The sequence below is a fragment of the Bartonella sp. B35(2025) genome (genome assembly GCF_053794465.1).
Genome location: NZ_CP200035.1, coordinates 428,318 through 450,175 on the forward strand (window position 1 = coordinate 428,318; position 21,858 = coordinate 450,175).

Sequence of the window (21,858 nt, forward strand, 5' to 3'; positions counted from 1 at the left end):
TACTCCTCAGAAAGATTTAGGTAATGGTTTTCTAGAAATAAATAATTTGTTCAATTTTAGGTCATATTGACATTTAATAGATATCAAATGTGAAATATTTTTTCATAATTTGATCATAGGTTCCATCTGCACGAATTTCCCTTATTGCTTTATTAAACTTATTTTTAAGATCATTGTTATTTTGACGTATCCCAATTGCAATAGGAAATTTTGTTCCTTGGAGGGTTCCTAAAAGTTGACAGCAATCTTTTCCTTCATTTTCGAGCCAGTTTAATGCTTGTAATTTATCAAAGATAATCACATCAAGCCGATGGCTTAAAAGATCGCGATTAACTTCTATTGCTGTAGGATAAAGTTTAATGTTTACCCCTTCAGAGGCATAATGATCTTCTGCATATGCAGCTTGTGTTGTATTTGATTGTACACCAAGATTTTTACCTTTAAAGGCTTTTACTGAGATTTCTTTAATTTCTGAATTTTTGGCAACAATTACAGCTAGTTCAGTGTTATAATAAGCATCTGTGAAGTCGATTTTTTGTAACCGCTCTTGTGTAGGAGCAAGGGAAGCAATGATAGCATCATATTTTTTAGCGAGAAGGCCAAGAATAATTCCATCAAAATCTTGGGTAATGATAGTACATTTTACATTCATTTTTTCACAAAGTGCATGAGATATATCAATATCAAAACCATGGAGTTTGTTGTTTGAGTCAATATAACTAAATGGGGGATAGGAGCCTTCACTCGCAATTTTCAGTGTTTTAGCATTGGCCAATTGGATGAACAGTGTTGCACTTGTTATAAGAGCTACCACTAATAATTTCATTATGTTCTCCTGTTGGATAATCGGAAAAATATTAAATCATTATATTTCGTATAATCTGTAAGCCCTTCTGGGAGCAATGTAAAAATTTACTCGTGTTTATTTTTTACCATTATGAGTAAAATAAAAACAATAAAGTCAATAAGTTATTGCTAAAGAAAGGAATTTTATAATTATTGATTCTATCGAACTTTTTTTATCCTTCATTTTTTTATAGTTTTCATTATTTTGAAAGCTAATTTTTTACAATCTTTATTTTCTATGTAAAGAGATACTACCATTTATTTATCAAAAAAGTGTTTTTAATTATGCTATTATTGTACCTAAGTTCATATCATAGTTTACTTAATTTTCTTAAGCTATACGCTGATTTTTAATGTTTAATTGGAGGTTAGTTTCGTTCCATTTTTTACCATGAATGAATATTTCATTGCTAATCATGTCTATCTTCAAGTATTATACATAGTTCAAATAAAATAGGAAAAAAATATCTGTTTAGAATATATTTGATGATAGGTTAAGATCATCCCAAAGCTTATTTTAATTTTTACAAGAAAATCGGTAATACATGCGGTTTAGGAGGAGAAATTTCAGAAAAAATAAAATGTTTGTATTGATGGTAACTTTGAAAGATTATAAGCTTGATATCAAGAAGATATTTGGTGCTATTTTTTATATTCATCAGTTGTAAAAATCTTTTTCTAAAAGTTTTTTGAAGAAAATCAATGAGTAATTAAAAGCTATAACTTTTAAAAGGATTATTATAAGATTGGGAAATTATCAATTAAGATAAAAATAAAAAATTGCCAACGTATAGCAAGATGACATTAAATTATATACATATTCTACACTATTAAGAAAAGAAAGCTAGCGCAAAAATATGCTATCTCATAGCACAGATACCTGTTTGTGGAAGTACAAAAGGGATATCTGCTTTAGGTAATTCAGAAACTGTTAATGAGCAATGATAAGCATCACGTAGATTTTTCGTTGTTAAAACGGTAGAAGCATTGCCTTCACAATAAACCTCTCCTTGTTTTAGCAATATCATTTTATCTGCATAATATGCAGCAAGGTTGAGATCATGAAGAACGGCAAGAACACCACCACCACGATAGGAAAATTCTTTAGCAATATTCATAACAATAAGCTGATGTTGGATATCAAGATTAGCAATAGGCTCGTCTAATATCATCCAACGAGGCACTTCATTGTAAATGGGTTCCCAGATTTGACAAAGTATACGAGCAAACTGCACCCTCGCTTGCTCTCCACCTGATAACTTATGATAATATTGGTCACCATAATCAGCAAGACCAACACGTTCTAAAGCTTTTTGAGGAAGATGTTGTAATTCAGCTTTTGCAGCAGTAAATTGATTTACAGAAAGGCCAAGTTCTACTACTTCATGGACTAAAAATGGAAATACTAGTGTTGTTGATTGCGGTAATACTGCACGCATTGTAGCCATTTCATAGGCTTTTGTTTTGATAACATCATAACCATTTAAGGTCATTTTTCCATGGTAGCGAATTTCTCCACTCAAGGCTTTAATAAAAGTACTCTTTCCAGATCCGTTGGGACCAATAATGACAGTAAAATCACCACTGTTTGCTCTAAGGTTAATATGATTAAGAATTTGTTTTTTCCCGCATTGAACACAGATATCGACTGCCTCTATCATGAAAAATGTTTCTCCCGTTTGCATATAAGGATCCAAAGAAAAAAAGGTGCACCAAAAAGTGCTGTAACGATTCCAATTGGTAATTCTGCAGGAGCAACAATTAAACGTGCAAATGTATCGGCAAAAATAAGTAACGATGCCCCTAAAAGGGCAGAGCAAGGAATAAGATAGCGATGATCAGGGCCAATCAATTGACGCAAAATATGTGGAACAACAATACCGATAAAACCAATACCACCACTGACAGCGACTGCACTGCCACACATAAGAGCAACAAGAAAAATAGCAATATTTTTAACTCGTTGGATATGGAAACCAATATGGATAGCAACTGCTTCTCCAAGAGAAAGAGCATTAAGTGCTCGTGATAAAAAAGGAGAAAAAAGAAGGCCAATGCAAATAAAAGGTAAAACAAGCCAAACTTTCAACCATGTTGCTCCTGCAAGAGAGCCAAGATTCCAAAAAGTGATATCACGTAATTGTTGATCATTTGCGATAAAAATTAATGTTCCAACAACAGCACCGCTTAAAGCACCAAGAGCGATACCTGCAAGAAGCATTGTTGCAATAGAAGTACAATTATGACGTGTTGCTATTGCATAGAGAATAATTGTTGATAAAAGTCCACCAAAAAAGGCGCCTATAATAACTTTATAAGGTTCTAGATAAGGCATTAAAAAAGGCACAAACGAAAAGGGAAAAGCAAGGCCAATCACAATTGCTAAAATAGCTCCAAGACTTGCACCCGCTGATACACCTACAATTCCAGGATCTGCAAGAGGGTTACGAAAGAGTCCTTGCATAAGGACACCAGATACTGCTAAAGCTGCTCCAACTAACAATCCCAAAATAATACGAGGAAGCCTTATATCAATAAGCACAAGGTAATCACGAGTTTTGCTACTCACCGAAAGATCTTGCGTAATTAGCATATGAAGGAGATCGGTAAAAGAAGCATTTGATGCTCCATTCAAGATTCCACTAAAAATACTAAAAATAAGAAACACTATTAAGCTTAATAATAAAATTTTTTTAAAGTGTTTACGATTTACTTTTTTATTTTTTTTTTCAAGTATATGTATCATGGATTTGCTGTCTACTATTTTTATCAGCTTTTATCATTTTCATTTATGCCATAAAGGATATCAATAAGATCTTTTGATGCATTTGCAGTACGTGGGCCAAATCCTAAAAGATACATAGCATCCATCTGTTTAATAGCACGATTTTTTGCTGCAGTTGTTGCTTGAATTGCTGGTATAGCTAAAATTTTGTCAATGTTAGAAGATTTTTCATTATGCTTGATAAGTAAAATAACATCAGGGTCTGATTTTAATAATGCTTCGTTATTTAAAAGCTTGTATCCTTTATAATCAGTGATAGCATTAATACCTCCTGAAAGTTTTATCATACCATCAGCAGCTGTGCCAGTTCCAGATGCCATAACGCGTCCATTTTGTACAGATAAAACAAAAAGAACACGCTTTGGTTTTTTTATCTTCGATAAAAGCTCATCATTATACATAAAATCACGATTTACTTTTTCAATTAAGGCAGCTGCCTGTATTTCTCGATGAATAGCTTTGCCAACAAGGCGGATTTTTTCTATCACATTTTCACGAGAGTAGTTTTCTGGCACAATCACTATAGGTATTGATGTTTTTTTTAGAATATCAATCGTTGAAGGAGGCCCGCTTCCTTCAACAAGTAATACCCCCTCTGGAGCAAGTGATAAAACACCTTCAGGTGAAAGAGCGCGCATATATCCAAGTACAGGAAGTTTTAGTGCTTCTTGTGGGTAGACACTTGTACTATCACGAGCAACGAGTCGATCTTGAGCTCCTAATGCATAAACAATTTCTGTAAGAGATCCACCAATAGAAACAATTCGTGCATCTTTAGGAAAGGAATTTGTAGGTTCAGCAGTTATTTGTTGAGAAAAGCAAGTAAAGTAAAGCAATATACAAATAAAAAAAGGAATTAAAGATCTATGCAAAAGAAGCGCAAACATTATCATTTTACCTTTTTAAACTATTGCTATTTCTTGATTTAGGGGCAAACTATTTAATAAAGAACGCCAATCCTCACATTCTTCTTTTTTTTCTTCTCGTAGGCTAAAAAATTGAATAATCATCTCACCATTTTTATCAAAGACTTCAAGTGAGCTAACATAACCATCACGCGTAGGTTTACGAACATGCCATACATTATCAATCTTAGAAACCAACAAATGTAGGTGGAATTTTGGGTCAAGAACATTGAGCCAAGATCCTACCTGCTTAATGTTTTTTACCTTTCCACTAAAAATTTGGATACATCCCTTATTACCTACAAAACACATAATCGGCATTTCTTTTTGCACGGCTTGATTGAGTATAATTTCAACAGATTCTGTTTTTAATTCATTAGTAAATTCACTTCCAGCATATTTCACAGCATTATGTCTATTAATTTTAAATTCAGAAATAATCTTATGAAGTTGATGCACATCAGTCATTTGTCTCCAACGATCACGAAATCTTTCAACATCTGGCTCTGCTAATTCACACTGAGCTGGAATAGGGGGGGGCAGAATATCAAGAATGGGTGATTGGTCTTCATCAAGTAGTTTTTCGACAAGTTTACTCCATTCTTCCATATTTGTTTCATCTTTAGAGTAGATATTAAAAACAGCACTACCATTTTGATCAAAAAATTGCAGGCTTTTCATCGGCTTTTCACGAATTACTACATCATACTCAAAGCCAACTTTCCATTGTTTTGGAATAATACGTAAATCAATTTCTCCCAGTGTAACTGAGACAGGATGACTTGGAACAACTTTCTCAAATCGTCCCGTTACCTCATGGACAGCATATTCATTCCGTGTTAATGCCATAACTGTTCCAAGTTTAGAAACATTCTCTAGGAAGATAGAAATATCAGTTTGTAGTTTTTTTGCTCTTCCAGTTGTGCAATAAGCTGCGATAAGTTCTGCCTCAGATATACCAATAGAAGCTGCAAAATCACGATTACTCTTCTCTCCTTTTTCTGCATGCAAATTAATAATCATCTCAGATGTATATAACATAGAATTCCCCCTAAATTATCTTATGAGAATAAATTTATTTCATAATTTTTCAGTAATAAGTTGAACCATTATTAACTAACAGTCCAACTTTTCACCAAATAAATCCCCATAATCAATTACTTTAATTTTTTTGATCAAAGAAAATGAAAACAGAAACGTAATTATCTTTCCCTAGCAACTAGAATTTTTGTACAAATGATATCTTAAAGTTACGACCAGGTTGGCTGTAATAATCTTTTGGTGGTAATGCACCCCTGGAAGAACTAGAAGGAAAATCTGACACATTCCAATATTTCGTATTGAGAAGATTATATACGCCAGCTCTTATAGTAAGCCCTTTTTCACCAAATGGTTTCCACCAACCTAATATATCAACAACGTTATGCCCTGGAATTTCTTTGTATTCAGATTTTTCATCAGCTTTTTTCTCATCAGCTTTTTCACGTTTGATAGATGCAGATGAAGTAAGGATAATATCTGTCCCCCAAGTATCCTTTGCATATCCTAGTCCAATAACTGCTTTTAGAGCTGGAATTGACTCAAGATATGTATCTTTATCAAGGTCTTTTCCTTGCGAATAAATAAGGGCAAAATTACTATGAAGGCCATCATTAAGAGCCAAATGTGCTTTTGTTTCAACTCCTAGAATACACACACGTGAACGATTTATGTAATGCTGACGCGCAAATCGAAATTCCTGTGACGATCCTTTATCGATAGTATCTATGAAATTTTTATATTGATTAATAAAAGCACTGATAGAACCACCAAAACTTTTATCTCCATATTTTATTCCAATATCATATCCGTTACTTATTTCTGGCTTAAGGTCAGGAGTTCCCTTCACATAATAAAGGCCAGGTTTAGTATAGGAAAGATAGAGTTCCGAAACACGTGGTGCACGAAAAGCTTGCGCCCATTGAGCATAGAATGTTATCCAATCATGAGCATCCCATTCCACGCGTAATTTAGGAGAAAAACGTGAATCGCTTCTAGCTGGAGGATATTTATCAGGACCTAGTGCTTTTTCATAAGAAGGTGTTTTTTGAGGAGTATGCTTATACCAGTCATAACGGATTCCAGGTGTTACACGAAAAAGGTTATGGACGAAGCCAATTTCATCTTCAAAAACAAAACCGACACCATGGCTATGTGTGTCCGGTGCTTCTGATCGGTTGGCAGGTAAGAAACCACATCCCTGTGCATTTTCTGCTAAATGACAATTATCTTTACCTAACATATAATGGTGAAATTTAGATAATAAAATATTAGAAGCAAATGTTAACTTATGATTTACAGTACCAATATTAACTTCTTTAAGAGCATTGGCGTTAAAGCCATAATTAGTATTAAATAAAAGATTATCTCTCAAATAATCCCCTTTTGGTGGTCTAACACGATGTGCACTTAAAATATGATTATTTAATTGTTTTTGCCAATATATCTGTCCACGGAATGAATCTAAAATAGCATCTCCATTACCATTATAATTATAGGAAAGAGAAACACGCTTACGGTACTTATTTTCTTGATCATAAACAGAACCTGGAGTGTAACTTGAAGATGCATTTAATGAATGAGTATCTTTATCATAATTAAAGTGTTCTGCTGTAAAACCAAGTCGGTGATTATTATTGAAATAATGATGAACTTTAAAAAGTAAATTATTTTGATCAAAATGAGCAGGGTTTTTACGAGTACGTTCTTTATAACCCTCTATGGTACCCATATTTTTACGTTGATGACCTTCCATGCGGGATCCTTGGAAGAGAAAGAGTGTTTGCTGAGCACGAACCGCAATAGCTTGATCTATGCGCCAACTATCATCAACAGAATTATAACCACCTTTTAAAAGACTACCCCATTTTTTTTTCTCGGTGAGAATATCTTCAGGATCAAGGGTACGTAAAGCAATTACTCCTCCTAGTGCACCAGATCCATAAAGACTAGAATCTGATCCTTGAATAACATCAAGTGTAGAAATTGCACCAAAGTCAAAATTTGTATTTCCACCTTTTCCGCGTACTATATCATCAAACCATGGAACAACGATACCATCCATCGTTGTAAGAACACGATTTGCATCTAAACCACGAATTACAAAACTACCATTCTTTGGATTGTAATTTACGGATGGATCAAGACGACTAATATCGTTAGCATCACTTATTTGTTTTTCATTAATATCTTCGGTGGTTTTGCGATCAGTCAGAATATTTACTGAATTTGAACCATCTACCTTCTTTCCTTTAATAACGATTGGTCTAAGTTCAGTTACAGCACCTTCATTGTCGCTTTTCGCAAAAACAAATGGAGGTATAAAAACTGATAGCATACTTAAAATTACACAATTTTTATAGATATTTTTTCGTTTTATTTGCATAACGCATCACAACCTTTTTCTTAAACGCCCCTCCCTGGCTTGAAATTGTACATACAAAAACAATTAACTCACCGAATTACAAATTAGTAAACCCCAGCCAAGCAGGAATAATTTGATATCAATACAAAATCATGAGAAAACCATATTAAACATGACAAAAACAGTCAAGAAAAAAGTTGCAATTTTAAAATTGCTTGCTTTAATAGAGTTGAGCATCAATATTAAACTTAGAATAGTGGTGAAATTAAGCTCAGATTAGTGGTGAAAAAAACTATGAATTTTGCGAATACTAGGTGGTTATCAACTCTTTGGGTTGGTGCATTTATTAGTGCTTTCTTTCTACATATAGCATTAGGAGCCCGGTTTTATTTTCAAAATTCTAATGTAAGCAATAAAGGTACAATTTCACCGGTGGTTATGCTGACTTTTGCGCAAGAAATTGTACGTTCAGATGTTGATACAGATTCGCTAGATGTTGACACAGATTTATCAGATATCAATCCAGATTTAGAAGTATTACAATCTGATTTTTCCGAGCAAAAACCAGAAATATTGGAATCAATGGATGAAGTTGAACAAGAAGATTCTCAGTATACTGTAGAAAAAAGTGATTTTACGGTACCTAAGCCTTTAAAAAAATCTCTTCCTAAAAAAATAGAAAATAAAGCACTTGTAAAAAAACAGTTACCAAAATCAAAAACTACAATGGAGCAACTTGATACAAAGGCAATACATTCATCTACCGATAGTTATGGTAGCAATGCAGCAGCACTTGAGCGCGCATTATTGGAAAAATGGTTAGAAAAGGTACAGACACAATTAGAAAGGCAGAAAAAATATGTTGTTGGACGGCGTACTAGTCGTGCAAAAGGAACGGTGCAATTAGAATTTAAAGTACATGAACAGGGGAATATTTTTTCCAGCCGTGTTGTGCTTTCTGCTGGTGATCAAGAGCTTGATCGATTAGCTATAGCAGCACTTCAACGAGTTGGTGCTTTTCCTCCACCGCCACCATCAAAGGTAAACAAGATTATCAGAGTATCCTTGATATTTAGCTAATTTTGAACAATTTTTGAAAATATCTTTCATACTGCTTATTTTTATTGATACTTGTGAAGCAGTGATTTATGGATGAGAAAGCAGAATGAAGTATTTCTCAGCAACTTATTCTATTATCTTTGTTGTCCAAAAATGAGGTCGGTTTTTATATCTGTTGTTCCAATAAGTCTAGCTTTGTAAACTTCGTAATTTTCCATAACACGCATTACGTAATTACGTGTTTCTGTATAGGGAATTCGTTCAATCCAGTCGACAACTTTATCGAGAGATTGTCCTCTAGGATCGCCATAACGTTTTATCCATTCGTTGGCACGACGAGATCCGGCATTATAACTAATAAGAGTCAATATATAGGATCCGTTAAAGCGTTCCAACTGTTCGCTTAAAAAATGGGCACCTAATCTAGCATTGTAGCTGGCATCGCTGCTGAATTTTTTCGGAGACCACGCAATTGAATATTTAGTTGCAAGTGCTTTTGCTGTCGTAGGCATCAACTGTAGTATACCTTGTGCGCCTGCTGTTGATATCGCTGTTGGATTAAATTCACTTTCTTGGCGTGCAATGGCATAGACAAGTGCTTGTTCTACCGCGGGAATACTGGTAGATATTGGAATAGCGCCGAGAGGATGGGAAAGAGCGCCGACATTTTTACCTTGAAAAACAGCAGTTTTTCCAATTTTAAGGCTAGTATAATAGTCACCATTTTTTTCTGCCATAACAGCGAGAAGAGCTAATTCACCAGGGCTTTCTATTTTTTCGCCAAGTTCTTTATAAAAGATTTTAGCAAAATTACTATAGCCTGCCGATTCAAGTTGCCGTATTGCTTTAATGGCTTTTCGTGCACTAAAACGTTGTCGCTCAGCAGTTGTTGGTTTGGGAAAAAAGACTTTGAGTTTTTTTTTGTTCAGCCGTGAAGCTGCTAATTGACCATAATAAGTTGCGCCAAAATAAGCAGCATGATGAAAATAATGTTGAGCATTTTTGTGTTCACCCAAGATTTCTGCTGATCGACCCATCCAATAATATCCGCGAGATACTGAGAGAGGTGCGGAAGATAACTGAGGAATCCGTGAAAAATGGTGCATTGCCAATTTGGGATCATGAAGAAACCGCAGTGCATACCATCCTGCGTGAAATTCAGCGTCGACTGCTAACGAAGATAATACACCAATATGCATTGCAGCGAGTTGATAAGCAATTTCAGGTTTATTTAAGTCAAGCATTTCACGAGAAAGGGCACGTCGTTCTATCCACCATGCATTAGAATTGATAAGGCTTGATTCATCTCTTGGGGTTTTCATCATAAGTGCTGCTGCTGCATCATATTGCCCAGTTCGTCGCAGATAGCGAATTTGAGCGAATTGTAAGAGAGGGTCTTTTTGCCATGATCTCTCAACAGCTTGTAATTTTTGTGCAGCTCTTGGATCATTTTTCTCAACAGAAACAAAAGCGTCAAAAAGAGACTGAGCATGAGCTAATTTTGCGACTCGCTCAGCTGAGTAAATCCGATTTGTATAAAGCATAAATTGCATACGTTTTAGATGATCAATAGGCTTTAATATAGTACTTGCATTTTTCAGAATAAGCTCTTCTTCTTCTGTATCAAGCTTCACTTTATGCCACCATGGGGCGATGATGTGTTGTGCACGGGTGGTTTGTCCAGTTGCTATAAGTGCTTTAGCAAATGCGGCCATACCTTGTGCTGTGAGAGGAGAATGATGGGTAAATTTTTTAATGATGAGGTGTGCAGAATTTACTTCATTGATAAAAGCACGTTCAGCATTACGTTGCATAGTAGTTATGCCTGGCCATCCTTTAAGCTCGTTTATTGCATTGAATATTTCAGAACTTGGAACATTTATATGATTTGAAATACTTATCGCCCATGTCAAAATATGACGATCAAGGCTATTTTTTTCCATTGAATCACGAATAGCTATTGTTTTCGCAATGTTATTGTTTGAAAGTGCGTCTAGGCCAGATTTAAGTTGATTAAGCGGAGTAATATTGCTGATCGCAGAAATATTATGGATTGTTGCATGAATCTGTTTTGGTGATTTTTTAGATTTTTCTTGTATATCAAATGTAGTAGGGCGAGCCAAAGGGATTGGTATTTTTCTGTGCAGAAGGGTTGTTTGTGCAATTGCACTTGAAAAGTACATTGTTGATGACAGTATAAATATAGTAAAGGTTAGTACAAAAAAGAAAATGAAGAATACACGCATAAAAAAAGCCTTGGGATTTCATTTTTTTAGATACTTTAAGATTTTTAGAATAGAAGCATGAAAAACGGGTTAATAGTATGTCAATACTTTTATAGAATCTTCAAAATCAAAAAAGATACATACTAATCTTGTGAGTGCTTCTATGAAATTCATCTTGCTTCAATGATAGAGCGAGATTATGCTCTTTAGGTAATTTATAAAAGCGATTATTTTTAATAAAGCTGACATTGCAGGGAGTTTATTATGCTCAAGGGAGCTTTAACTGCACTTATCACACCATTCGATAATAATGGTGCTATTGATGAGAAGGCATTTTGCAATTTTGTCGAATGGCAGATCACACAAGGTATTAATGGTGTAAGCCCTGTTGGAACAACGGGTGAATCAGCAACTCTAAGCCATGAAGAGCATAAGCGGGTTATAGAATTATGTATTGAGCAAGTTGCCAAACGTATCCCTGTCATTGCTGGAGCAGGATCAAATAGCACAAGCGAAGCTGTAGAGCTTGCGCAGCATGCAGAAAAAGCAGGTGCAGATGCAGTTTTAGTTGTAATTCCTTATTATAATAGGCCTAATCAACGTGGATTATATACACATTTTTCTTCCATCGCGAAAGCCACTTCTATCCCAATTATAATTTATAATATTCCTGGGCGTTCGGTTGTCGATATGACTGTGGATACTATGAAAGATCTTTGTCGAGATTTTAAAAATATCATTGGTGTTAAAGACGCAACAAGCAAGATTGAGCGTGTTACAGAGCAACGTGAAAAATGTGGCAAGGATTTTATACAGCTTTCTGGTGATGATTGTACAACATTAGGTTTTAATGCACATGGGGGTGTGGGGTGTATTTCGGTTTCATCCAATGTTGCTCCAAAACTCTGTGCAGAGCTTCATGCTGCTTGTTATCGCGGTGATTATAAAACAGCACGGGAATTAAATGATCGTTTGATGCCTCTTAATCGTGCAGTGTTTATTGAGCCAAGCCCTGCGGGTATCAAATATGCAGCTTCAAAATTAAAGCTTTGTGGTGATACTGTTCGTTCACCAATTGTTCCATTATTGGATACTACAAAGAAGATTATTGATGCAGCTTTGCAGCATGCTGGTCTTCTTAAAGAATAACATGATATTGGTATAGCTATGAACAAAAAAAAGAACGTACCCGTACGAAAAATAATTGCTGACAATCGTAAGGCTCGTTTCAATTTTGAAATTCTTGATAGTCTTGAAGCTGGTCTTGTACTTCAGGGAACGGAAGTGAAGTCTTTACGTTTCAATCATGCTAATATCGCTGAAAGTTATGCCAGCTTTGAAAATGGAGAGTTATGGTTAGTTAACAGCTATATTCCTGAATATACGCAGGCCAATCGGTTTAATCATGAATCACGTCGTTTGCGTAAATTATTGATTTCAAATCGTGAAATGGCACGTTTTTTCAATGCGACTTCTCGTGAAGGGATGACACTTGTTCCACTTAAACTTTATTTTAATGAACGAGGACGTGCTAAGCTAGAGATTGCTTTGGCACGTGGGAAAAAGCTTTATGATAAGCGTGAAACAGAAAAAAAACGTGATTGGGGACGTGAAAAAGCAAGGCTTTTAAAAAAATATGGATGACAAGTATCCTTTTTTATAGTGCTGATAAGAAGGTTTCAGCATTGATCTAAATGTGTTTTTGCTGCTTGAAAGATTTGATGGAACATAGCATCTGTCAATCGGCCAGTATTAGTATTATAGCGTGAGCAGTGATAGCTTGAAAATATGCGTAATCTGCCAATATTACTTGTTTCTCCATGTCCAAAAGGGTGTGCTGAAACTTTTGCATTTAAGGCACGTATGGTTGAGTGGTGAGCAATGGTTCCAAGGGTAATAACGGCTTTAAGTTTTGGAAGATTCGTTAAGAGAGGTGAAAAGAAATGTCGGCAAGTATTGATTTCAGTGCTAGTGGGTTTATTTTCTGGTGGAACACAACGAACAGAGTTAACAATTGCGGCATCAATTAGTTTAAGATTATCATCTGCTTTTTCTTCAAAGGTGCCTTGAGCAAAGCCAAATTTTTTTAAAGTAGAATAAAGTAATTGTCCAGCATAATCACCAGTAAACGGGCGTCCAGTTCGATTTGCTCCGCGTAATCCAGGAGCAAGTCCGACAATCAGGAGACGTGTTGTGGCAGCGCCTTTATAAGGAAAGAATGGGCTTACTGGTGCATTATGCCAGCTTGGTTCTTTTATACGCCAGTCAGCGATAAATTTATGTAAGCGGGGGCATAAATTACAATTTTTTGGCGGTTCTGGGCAAAGCGATGTGAATTGGCTATTCATAGCGACAGTCATTAAATTATTTTTGATAAAAAATCCTTTAAAACTTTTTTAAGTTATTTATGGAGGGTATATGGTAAATTATACCTTTATAAGTAATTTAATGATTAATATAAACGATCTGTTTATAACATAGATTAACAAAAATCATTATCGCTTATTTTTGTACAGAAAGATAATTTTCAGGAATTTACTTGATAAATAAGACATTAGGTAATATAATGTGACATTCGGTGAGATAAGTTTTCTCATTTTTAATAAATATGTTGCTATGAATAATGTGTATTAAATTGTTTTTATTTCAAAAAACTGTTAATAAATTTGAATAATTGATACAGCTTTAACGATTAAAATCTATAGAGAGAGTAATTTTGTTCATGAGTGTATTTTTTATTTAGTTCTGCATTATTGAAGCCTTTCATTTTAAAGTGGTATTCATAACTGATTTGGATAGATTATATACTTTTTATAAAGCTTCTAAAAAATTTCTTAAATAAGCTTCTTTGGAAAAAAAATATTTGAGTTTTTATTGTTTTTCTTGTGTTTTATTTTGATTATTGTATATAATCTACTCTCACTATGGAATTTTAAAAATCTTTAAGAAAGAGGCGTAAATGGCTCGTGTAACAGTAGAAGATTGTATTGATAAAGTTGATAATCGCTTTGAGTTAGTACTTTTAGCTGGGCATAGAGCACGTCAGATTTCACAGGGTGCACAGATTACAGTTGATCGTGATAATGATAAGAACCCGGTTATCGCTTTGCGTGAAATAGCAGAAGAAACTCTATCATCTGCTGATTTAAAAGAAGATCTTATTCATTCATTGCAAAAGTACGTAGAAGTAGATGAACCAGAAGTAGCGAGTGAATTTATTTCTCACTCGGGTGAATCTAATAGTATTTTTGGGGCATCATCGGAAGAAGAGGGCTGTTCATTTGATTATATGTCGGAAGAAGATCTTTTAGCAGGCATTGAAGGTTTAGTTGTTCCAGAGAAGAGTGATGATTATTAGATGATTGTTAATTGTATTGTTCTCGTATCATAGAAGATATATGTTATCAGACAGTGGTAGTTGTTTTATTGCTTTGTATTAGCAAAGTATTTTTGTTCAATAAGGGTTGAGTTGTGAAAATATAAGGGATATGCTTGTATGATGCGTCAGTGTGAGCTTGTTGGCCGTGTTCAACGGTACAAATCTGACGTAGATGAGGTTCTGTTGAATAAAGCCTATGATTATGCTATGCAGAAGCATGGTCACCAAAGACGTGCTTCAGGTGATCTTTATTTTTCTCATCCTTTAGAAGTAGCAACCATTTTGACAGATATGCGATTGGATGAGGCAACAATTGCTGTTGCTCTTTTGCATGATACAATTGAAGATACAAGCGCTACACGAGCAGAAATTGATCAACTTTTTGGGTCTGAAATTGGTAAATTGGTTGAAGGGCTAACAAAGCTTAATAAGCTTGATCTTGTATCTAAAAAAGCAGTTCAAGCGGAGAATCTCCGGAAGCTTCTTATTGCTATTTCTGATGATGTTCGTGTTCTTTTGGTGAAACTTGCAGATCGTCTTCATAATATGCGTACCCTTGGTGTCATGCGTGATGATAAGCGCCGACGAATTGCTGAGGAGACAATGGATATTTATGCGCCGCTTGCTGGGCGTATGGGTATGCAAGATATGCGCGAGGAATTAGAAGATCTTTCTTTTTTTTATCTAAATCCAGAAGGTTATCATACTATTACCAACCGGCTTGCTGAATTATTAAAGCGTAATCGCGATTTACTCTCTACAATTGAAAATGAATTGACAAAGCTTTTCTTCAAGAATGGTATTAAAGCCAATGTTAAAAGCCGTCAAAAAAAATCTTATTCAGTTTTTCGTAAAATGGAAAGTAAGGCATTATCTTTTGAACAATTGTCTGATATTTTTGGATTTCGTGTAATTGTTGAAACAGTAAATGATTGTTATCGTGCTCTTGGCGTTATTCATACTACGTGGCCAATGGTACCTGGGCGTTTTAAAGATTATATTTCTATACCGAAGCAGAATGATTATCGTTCTATTCATACAACGATTGTAGGGCCTTCAAGACAACGGGTTGAATTACAAATTAGAACTGCTGATATGGATGAAATTGCTGAGTATGGTGTCGCTGCACATTCCATTTATAAAGAATGTGGTTCTAATTATTCGGTTTCAAAGTTATCAAGTGAAACAAATGCTTACGCATGGTTGCGTCAAACAATCCAATCTTTATCAGATGGGGATAATCCAGAAGAGTTTTTAGAACATACAAAGCTTGAACTTTTTCAGGATCAAGTTTTTTGTTTTACTCCGAAAGGTCGATTGATTGCATTTCCTAAAGGTGCTACACCTATCGATTTTGCTTATGCAGTTCATACTGATATTGGTGATTCTTGTGTAGGAGTAAAAATCAATGGTCGCATTATGCCTTTAATGACCAAATTAAAAAATGGTGATGAGGTTGATATTATACGTTCACAAGCTCAAATTCCACCAGCAGCATGGGAATTTTTTGTTGTAACTGGAAAAGCGCGTTCAGCCATTCGTCGGGCAACCCGCGCAGCGGTACGTAAGCAATATTCAGGTTTGGGATATCGTATTCTTGAGCGTTCTTTTGAATATATGGAAAAACAATTTTCAAAAGACATTCTTAAGCAAGTTTTGCCACGTTTGGCACACAAAGATGTGGAAGATGTATTGGCAGCTGTTGGACGTGGTGAATTGCTTTCTTCTGATGTGATGAAGGCAGTTTATCCTGATTATCAAGATCACCGTGTAATACAAAAATCATCTTTTAAACCTGGAGAGGAAGGTTGGTTTAACATTGAAAATGCTCAAGGTATGATTTTTAAAGTTCCGGAAAATGAAAAGGATGCAACCACAGAAAAAAAACATAAATATAAGGCATTGCCTATTCGTGGAACCCGTGGAGATATTCCAGTGCGTTTTTCTCCTGAAGGAGCTGTGCCAGGAGATCGGATTGTTGGTATTATGCAACCGGGTGCAGGGATCGTTATTTACCCGATACAGTCTTCGGCTTTAATGGCGTATGATGATCAGCCAGAACGATGGATTGATGTACGTTGGGATATCGATGCTCAAATGAGTGAACGTTTTCCTGCTCGGGTTAATGTTTTGGCTGTTAATAGTCCTGGTTCTTTAGCTGAAATTACTCAAGTTATTTCTGCAAACGATGCTAATATCCAAAATTTATCTTTTATCCGTACTGCACCAGATTTTGTAGAACTTATGATTGATCTGGAAGTCTGGGATTTAAAACATTTAAATCGTATTTTTTCTCAGTTAAAAGAGGCAAATTCAGTTAGTACAGTGCGTCGGGTTCATGGGTAAGGAATAAGAGATTTTTTAATGAATACACAAGATGTAATTGATATTTTTAAACAGGCGGATGCTATTTTAGAGGGGCATTTTATTTTAACATCAGGCCGTCATAGTGCTACTTATATGCAGAAAGCGAAAGTATTTATGCATGCTGATTTGACGGAAAAGTTGTGTTGTGGATTGGCTGAAGAAATCAAGAAACGTGTCGAAGGAAAAATTGATTATATAGTTGGCCCTGCTATTGGTGGTCTTATTCCCTCATATGAAACTTCACGCCATCTTGGTGTTCCTTCTATTTGGGTGGAGCGTGTAAATGGTGTATTTCAGCTGCGTCGTTTTGAAATTAAGAAGAGTGCACGGGTTGTGATTGTTGAAGATATTGTGACAACAGGTCTTTCTATTCGTGAGACAGTTGAGGCTCTGGTTGCAGTAGATGCGGATGTGGTAGCAAGTGCATGTATTCTTGATCGTTCTGGCGGTAAAGCTGATGTTGGAGTTCCTCTTATTGCTCTTGCTGAATATGAAGTAGTATCTTATGCTAGAGATGCGGTACCTGCTGATCTTGCTATGCTTCCAGCAATTAAGCCAGGAAGTCGAAATATTTAATTGTCTTTATATTTTTTTGTTTTTGTGCAAGAACTTGGTACGATTAATTTGAATCATATGAATTATTCTTGTTTTATAAGGTATGTGTTGAGAATTATATGCTTTTTCATCGTCGGGAATCAATGGATTTTATAAAGCGTATTCGACTTTGGTTGTGGCCGCGTCGTTCATTTTCTCGTTCATTTTGCTATATGCGTAAACGTATTTTACGTATATCAGCAACACCACATAAAGTAGCGTTAGGCTTTGCAATTGGTATTTTTTTAGCCTGTTCACCTTTTTTTGGAGTACATATTATTTTAGCAGTACTTCTTTCTTGGATTCTGCGCGGAAACTTTGCAGCAGCGATTCTTGGGACTATTTTTTCTAATCCACTTACATTTTTACTTATTATTATGGCGGATTATAAAGTAGGCTATTTATGTTTATCGCTTTTTAGCAATGTGAATGAGATTTCTCTTTCTCAAATTCATACCCTGTTTGATGGCTTAACACTTTCAAATGTATCTCTGCTTTTTAAGGATACATGGAACTCTATCATGAGGCCGATGATCTTAGGTGGTATACTTTTAGGTTTTATTTTTGGTAGTTTGTCTTATATAGGTGTTTACAGAGCAATAGTTCGTTTTCAACAAAAGAGATATCAAAGAATTATGAAAAAGAGGCGTTTGTTGCAAGAAAATTCAGGTAATATTTTATGATCATTGGTCTTGGAAATGATCTAGTTGATATAAGACGTATTGAAAGAATGTTGATTCGTTATGGTGATCATTTTATCCAGCGTATTTTTACGGATATTGAGCGAAATAAATCTGAAAATATCACCCAAAAAAACTCTTTCTATGCAAAAAGATTTGCTGCTAAGGAGGCATGTGCTAAAGCTTTAGGTACAGGAATCGCTTGTGGTGTCAGTTGGAAAGATATGGGGGTGGTTAATTTACCATCTGGAAAACCAATTATGCAGTTAACAAATCGAGCACAAACGTGGCTACAAAGGTTATTACCTCCTCATCACGATGCTATCATTCATCTTAGCATAACGGATGATTTTCCTTGGGCACAGGCATTTGTGATCATTGAAGCAATTTCACGTAGTTAGACAGTGTAGAGAATTATACTTCTAACATTTGAATATTATAATGAAGAAATGAGTTATATTTGTGATGGGAAGGCAGTTTATGATGATTCAGAAAGAGAAAATGTGTAAAAAGAAAAAAAATGGAATTCTTGAATTTATTTTTGTTTTGATACAGGCTCTATTTTTGGCTGCGTTTATCCGTACGCTTTTTTTCCAGCCTTTCAGTATTCCATCTGGTTCGATGCGTCCTACTTTATTGGTAGGAGATTATCTTTTTGTTTCTAAGTATGCATATGGGTATTCTCGTTTTTCTATGCCTTTTTCTCCTCCTCTTTTTTCAGGACGTATTTGGGCATCTCAGCCTCAGCGTGGAGATGTGGTAGTTTTTCGTTTACCGAGTAACCCAGATATTGATTATATAAAACGTGTTGTTGGACTTCCAGGTGATCGTGTACAGATGCATCAAGGTGTCCTTTACATCAATGATAAAGCTGTTTCACGTCACCTTATAGGACAGATTGATAATCCTGATATAACAGAGTTTAATTATCCCGTTGATGTTTATCGTGAGACAATGCCTAATGGTGTTAGTTATGACACGCTTGATTTAGGTTTTTTTCCACAAATTGATGAAACAAAGGTCTTTGAAGTTCCTCAAGGGCACTATTTTATGATGGGTGATAACCGTGATAATTCAGATGATAGTCGTTTAGATGTAGGCTATGTTCCAGAGGAAAATCTTGTTGGTCGAGCAAGCTTGATTTTTTTCTCTATTAGCAATGGTTCAAGTGCTTGGCAAATTTGGCGCTGGCCATTTGATGTGCGTTGGAATCGCTTGTTTTCTTTTATTAATACTGTTCATGATTTGCCGCTTAATAAGCAAGAGATCAACAATGAATCGTCCAATAATTGATCAGCTTGAAAAATTGACGAAGCATCGTTTTAAAGATGAGGATAGATTAAAAAGAGCATTAACTCATTCTAGTGTACAAGATTCAAAGCAAGGGGATTATGAAAGGCTGGAATTTCTAGGTGATCGAGTTCTTGGACTTTTGATTGCGGAAATGTTGTATGAGTTTTTTCCTCAGGCAAGTGAAGGTGAATTATCAGTACGTTTAAATGGTTTAGTAAATGCGCAGACATGTGCCGATATTGCGCTAGAAATGGGTTTACCTGATATGATCTATGTTGGGTTTGAGATGAAAAACTTAAAAGATCGTAGGCTTACAAATATGCATGCTGATGTCATTGAAGCTTTGATTGCTGTGATGTATCTTGATGGGGGATTAGAGAGTGTTCGGCCTTTTATTAAAAGATATTGGCAAGATCGAGCAAAACAGATGGATGCTGGTCGGCGTGATGCTAAGACAGAGTTGCAAGAATGGGCTCATGCACAGGGTAGTGTACAACCACATTATCGGGTTATCAAGCGTTCTGGTCCAGATCATGATCCTGTTTTTATGGTAGAGGTAAGTATTTCTGGTTTTGCACCAGAGATTGGAAAGGGTAATTCTAAACGATATGCTGAAAGAATGGCAGCCGAAAAAATTTTAATACGAGAAGGAATATGGGAAACGCAGGGAAAAAATAATCATGGATGACGTTATTAAGACGCGTTCTGGTTTTGTTGCGCTCATTGGGATGCCTAACGCTGGTAAGTCCACATTGGTTAACCAGTTGGTTGGAGCGAAGGTTTCAATTGTAACACATAAGGTACAAACGACACGGACTTTGATTCGTGGTATTGTTATTCATGACAATACACAAATTGTGTTAATTGATACACCAGGTGTTTTTCGTCCCCACAAGCGATTAGAGCGTGCTATGGTATCTGCTGCTTGGGGAAGTGCAAAGAATGCTGATGTACTTTTAGTTTTGATTGATGTTCAAAGTGGTCTTTTAGATGAAATTTATACGATGTTAAGTATTGTAAAAGATATTAAAAAGGAGAAACTTCTTGTTCTTAATAAGATTGATAAGGTTGCTAAATCATCTCTTTTAGCATTAACTAGAAAAATTAATGAGCAAGTAGGTTTTTTACAGACATTTATGATCTCTGCTTTAGATGGTTCTGGTTGTAAAGATTTGCTTCATGCACTGAGCACAATGATGCAGAGGGGACCATGGTATTATCCAGAAGATCAAATTTCTGATATGCCTATGCGTCAGCTTGCTGCTGAAATTACACGTGAGAAACTTTTTCTTCGTCTTCATGATGAACTTCCCTATTCTTCAACAGTTGAAACAGAAAGCTGGAAAGAGCATTCAGATGGTTCGGTTAAAATTAATCAAGTCATTTATATAGAGCGTGATAGTCAGAAAAAAATTATTTTAGGAACAAAAGGCGATACAATTAAAGCAATTGGTCAGGCAGCACGTAAGGAATTGATGGAAATTATGAATCAAAAAGTTCATCTTTTTCTATTTGTAAAAGTACGTGATAATTGGGATACCGATCCAGAACGTTACCGCGAAATGGGATTGGATTTTTTAAAATAAAATGAAATGGAAAGAACAGGCTATTATCCTTGGCACACGTCAGTATGGTGAAACAAGTGTGATTCTTGAAATTATGACGCGTCAGCATGGCCGTTATATGGGAGTGGTAAAAGGGGGGCGTTCTCGTCGTATGCTGGCTCTTCTTCAACCTGGGAATTTTGTAGAAGCTGAGTGGTGGGCTCGTTTAGATGAACATTTGGGATTTTTTCGGCTTGAAGCACTTGATTTACATGCTGCACGATTAATGATTTTACCAGAGGCACTTTACACTTTGCAGTTAATAGTTTTTCATTTACGCTTGCTTCCTGAACGTGATCCACATCCTATTTTATATGATATTTTACACCTTTTTATGAAGAATTTTGATGAGTTATTTGTAAACGCTGAATTATCTGTGCGTTTTGAAATGTGTATTCTTAAAGAGCTTGGTTTTGGTCTTGATTTATCCTGTTGTGCTGTAACAGGAAGCCAGGAAAAACTTCATTATGTATCACCGAAATCAGGGCGTGCTGTATGCGAAGAAGCAGGGCGTCCTTGGAAAGAAAAGCTTCTAGTTTTACCGCAGTTTTTGGTACAAAGAACTACTCGTCCTGTTGATTTTAGTGACATAATTAATGGATTTATTCTAACAGGTTTTTTTTTGATGCGCTATGTCTGGGAGCCACGAAGTATAAAGCAGCCATCAGTGCGTATTAATTTAATACAATTGTTTAAACAGCGATTATAAATATTAATT

20 protein-coding genes are annotated in these 21,858 nt (G+C 35.5%); 12 read left to right on the forward strand and 8 right to left on the reverse strand.

What is annotated here, in order from left to right; translation table 11 throughout:
* Positions 1-73: 73 nt before the first annotated feature.
* The 6 genes from V4P56_RS01715 to V4P56_RS01740 all read right to left on the reverse strand — a co-directional run bounded on the left by V4P56_RS01715 (position 74) and on the right by V4P56_RS01740 (position 7,960).
* A complete protein-coding gene (locus V4P56_RS01715; protein WP_455482369.1) occupies positions 74-826 on the reverse strand; it encodes a transporter substrate-binding domain-containing protein in 753 nt (250 codons plus the stop codon).
* An 880-nt stretch (positions 827-1,706) separates the two neighbouring features.
* The gene (locus V4P56_RS01720) at positions 1,707-2,507 is read right to left on the reverse strand and encodes a heme ABC transporter ATP-binding protein (protein ID WP_455482631.1); all 801 of its coding nucleotides are present in this window, start codon (positions 2,505-2,507) and stop codon (positions 1,707-1,709) included.
* A complete protein-coding gene (locus V4P56_RS01725; RefSeq protein WP_455482370.1) occupies positions 2,504-3,592 on the reverse strand; it encodes a FecCD family ABC transporter permease in 1,089 nt (362 codons plus the stop codon). Before V4P56_RS01725 ends, V4P56_RS01720 begins: the two co-directional genes overlap by 4 nt.
* A 23-nt stretch (positions 3,593-3,615) precedes the next feature.
* Positions 3,616-4,518 (reverse strand): heme/hemin ABC transporter substrate-binding protein, encoded by a 903-nt coding sequence (locus V4P56_RS01730; RefSeq protein WP_455482371.1) that lies wholly within the window; start codon positions 4,516-4,518, stop codon positions 3,616-3,618.
* 15 nt (positions 4,519-4,533) lie between these two features.
* On the reverse strand, positions 4,534-5,577 hold the full coding sequence (locus V4P56_RS01735) for a hemin-degrading factor (RefSeq protein ID WP_455482372.1): 1,044 nt from the start codon (positions 5,575-5,577) through the stop codon (positions 4,534-4,536).
* A 178-nt stretch (positions 5,578-5,755) separates the two neighbouring features.
* Positions 5,756-7,960 carry a TonB-dependent hemoglobin/transferrin/lactoferrin family receptor gene (locus V4P56_RS01740; protein WP_455482373.1) on the reverse strand — a complete coding sequence of 735 codons (2,205 nt, stop codon included), beginning with the start codon at positions 7,958-7,960 and terminating at the stop codon, positions 5,756-5,758.
* Between the two features lie 273 nt (positions 7,961-8,233).
* On the opposite strand from V4P56_RS01740, the gene V4P56_RS01745 reads away from it, so the two are divergent.
* Positions 8,234-9,019 (forward strand): energy transducer TonB family protein, encoded by a 786-nt coding sequence (locus V4P56_RS01745; RefSeq protein WP_455482374.1) that lies wholly within the window; start codon positions 8,234-8,236, stop codon positions 9,017-9,019.
* A gap of 113 nt (positions 9,020-9,132) precedes the next feature.
* Here the strand turns inward: V4P56_RS01745 and V4P56_RS01750 are convergent, their stop codons facing one another.
* The gene (locus tag V4P56_RS01750; protein ID WP_455482375.1) at positions 9,133-11,244 is read right to left on the reverse strand and encodes a lytic transglycosylase domain-containing protein; all 2,112 of its coding nucleotides are present in this window, start codon (positions 11,242-11,244) and stop codon (positions 9,133-9,135) included.
* A gap of 243 nt (positions 11,245-11,487) precedes the next feature.
* On the opposite strand from V4P56_RS01750, the gene dapA reads away from it, so the two are divergent.
* Positions 11,488-12,372, forward strand: a complete 885-nt coding sequence (dapA, locus tag V4P56_RS01755; protein WP_455482376.1) for a 4-hydroxy-tetrahydrodipicolinate synthase — start codon at positions 11,488-11,490, stop codon at positions 12,370-12,372.
* A gap of 18 nt (positions 12,373-12,390) precedes the next feature.
* Positions 12,391-12,867: an SsrA-binding protein SmpB gene (gene smpB / locus V4P56_RS01760; protein ID WP_455482377.1), complete on the forward strand. Its 477-nt coding sequence runs from the start codon at positions 12,391-12,393 to the stop codon at positions 12,865-12,867.
* A gap of 35 nt (positions 12,868-12,902) precedes the next feature.
* Here smpB and V4P56_RS01765 read toward each other — a convergent pair whose 3' ends face one another.
* A complete protein-coding gene (locus V4P56_RS01765; RefSeq protein ID WP_455482632.1) occupies positions 12,903-13,571 on the reverse strand; it encodes a uracil-DNA glycosylase in 669 nt (222 codons plus the stop codon).
* 611 nt (positions 13,572-14,182) lie between these two features.
* Here V4P56_RS01765 and rpoZ point away from each other — a divergent pair.
* The 9 genes from rpoZ (at position 14,183) to recO (ending at position 21,849) form a co-directional block, all read left to right on the forward strand.
* Positions 14,183-14,581, forward strand: coding sequence for a DNA-directed RNA polymerase subunit omega (gene rpoZ, locus V4P56_RS01770; protein ID WP_455482378.1), 399 nt, complete (start codon positions 14,183-14,185; stop codon positions 14,579-14,581).
* A 138-nt stretch (positions 14,582-14,719) separates the two neighbouring features.
* Entirely contained in the window at positions 14,720-16,948 is a 2,229-nt protein-coding gene (locus V4P56_RS01775; protein WP_455482379.1) for a RelA/SpoT family protein, read from the forward strand.
* 18 nt (positions 16,949-16,966) lie between these two features.
* Positions 16,967-17,545, forward strand: a complete 579-nt coding sequence (gene pyrE, locus V4P56_RS01780; RefSeq protein ID WP_455482380.1) for an orotate phosphoribosyltransferase — start codon at positions 16,967-16,969, stop codon at positions 17,543-17,545.
* Between the two features lie 98 nt (positions 17,546-17,643).
* Positions 17,644-18,246: a DUF2062 domain-containing protein gene (locus V4P56_RS01785; RefSeq protein WP_455482381.1), complete on the forward strand. Its 603-nt coding sequence runs from the start codon at positions 17,644-17,646 to the stop codon at positions 18,244-18,246.
* Positions 18,243-18,644, forward strand: a complete 402-nt coding sequence (gene acpS / locus V4P56_RS01790) for a holo-ACP synthase (protein WP_455482382.1) — start codon at positions 18,243-18,245, stop codon at positions 18,642-18,644. Before V4P56_RS01785 ends, acpS begins: the two co-directional genes overlap by 4 nt.
* A gap of 82 nt (positions 18,645-18,726) precedes the next feature.
* Complete coding sequence (gene lepB, locus V4P56_RS01795) at positions 18,727-19,536, forward strand: signal peptidase I (protein ID WP_455482633.1); 810 nt, start codon at positions 18,727-18,729, stop codon at positions 19,534-19,536.
* The gene (gene rnc / locus V4P56_RS01800; RefSeq protein WP_455482383.1) at positions 19,517-20,224 is read left to right on the forward strand and encodes a ribonuclease III; all 708 of its coding nucleotides are present in this window, start codon (positions 19,517-19,519) and stop codon (positions 20,222-20,224) included. The genes lepB and rnc overlap by 20 nt, the downstream gene beginning before the upstream one ends.
* Entirely contained in the window at positions 20,217-21,122 is a 906-nt protein-coding gene (era, locus tag V4P56_RS01805) for a GTPase Era (RefSeq protein ID WP_455482384.1), read from the forward strand. Before rnc ends, era begins: the two co-directional genes overlap by 8 nt.
* A gap of 1 nt (position 21,123) precedes the next feature.
* Complete coding sequence (gene recO / locus V4P56_RS01810) at positions 21,124-21,849, forward strand: DNA repair protein RecO (protein ID WP_455482385.1); 726 nt, start codon at positions 21,124-21,126, stop codon at positions 21,847-21,849.
* Positions 21,850-21,858: the final 9 nt, after the last annotated feature.

Coding starts and splice junctions, on each gene's coding strand:
- V4P56_RS01715 (WP_455482369.1), bottom strand. CDS start 826: ATGAAATTATTAGTGGTAGCTCTTATAACAAGTGCAACACTGTTCATC.
- V4P56_RS01720 (WP_455482631.1), bottom strand. CDS start 2,507: ATGATAGAGGCAGTCGATATCTGTGTTCAATGCGGGAAAAAACAAATT.
- V4P56_RS01725 (WP_455482370.1), bottom strand. CDS start 3,592: ATGATACATATACTTGAAAAAAAAAATAAAAAAGTAAATCGTAAACAC.
- V4P56_RS01730 (WP_455482371.1), bottom strand. CDS start 4,518: ATGTTTGCGCTTCTTTTGCATAGATCTTTAATTCCTTTTTTTATTTGT.
- V4P56_RS01735 (WP_455482372.1), bottom strand. CDS start 5,577: ATGTTATATACATCTGAGATGATTATTAATTTGCATGCAGAAAAAGGA.
- V4P56_RS01740 (WP_455482373.1), bottom strand. CDS start 7,960: ATGCAAATAAAACGAAAAAATATCTATAAAAATTGTGTAATTTTAAGT.
- V4P56_RS01745 (WP_455482374.1), top strand. CDS start 8,234: ATGAATTTTGCGAATACTAGGTGGTTATCAACTCTTTGGGTTGGTGCA.
- V4P56_RS01750 (WP_455482375.1), bottom strand. CDS start 11,244: ATGCGTGTATTCTTCATTTTCTTTTTTGTACTAACCTTTACTATATTT.
- dapA (WP_455482376.1), top strand. CDS start 11,488: ATGCTCAAGGGAGCTTTAACTGCACTTATCACACCATTCGATAATAAT.
- smpB (WP_455482377.1), top strand. CDS start 12,391: ATGAACAAAAAAAAGAACGTACCCGTACGAAAAATAATTGCTGACAAT.
- V4P56_RS01765 (WP_455482632.1), bottom strand. CDS start 13,571: ATGAATAGCCAATTCACATCGCTTTGCCCAGAACCGCCAAAAAATTGT.
- rpoZ (WP_455482378.1), top strand. CDS start 14,183: ATGGCTCGTGTAACAGTAGAAGATTGTATTGATAAAGTTGATAATCGC.
- V4P56_RS01775 (WP_455482379.1), top strand. CDS start 14,720: ATGATGCGTCAGTGTGAGCTTGTTGGCCGTGTTCAACGGTACAAATCT.
- pyrE (WP_455482380.1), top strand. CDS start 16,967: ATGAATACACAAGATGTAATTGATATTTTTAAACAGGCGGATGCTATT.
- V4P56_RS01785 (WP_455482381.1), top strand. CDS start 17,644: ATGCTTTTTCATCGTCGGGAATCAATGGATTTTATAAAGCGTATTCGA.
- acpS (WP_455482382.1), top strand. CDS start 18,243: ATGATCATTGGTCTTGGAAATGATCTAGTTGATATAAGACGTATTGAA.
- lepB (WP_455482633.1), top strand. CDS start 18,727: ATGATTCAGAAAGAGAAAATGTGTAAAAAGAAAAAAAATGGAATTCTT.
- rnc (WP_455482383.1), top strand. CDS start 19,517: ATGAATCGTCCAATAATTGATCAGCTTGAAAAATTGACGAAGCATCGT.
- era (WP_455482384.1), top strand. CDS start 20,217: ATGGATGACGTTATTAAGACGCGTTCTGGTTTTGTTGCGCTCATTGGG.
- recO (WP_455482385.1), top strand. CDS start 21,124: ATGAAATGGAAAGAACAGGCTATTATCCTTGGCACACGTCAGTATGGT.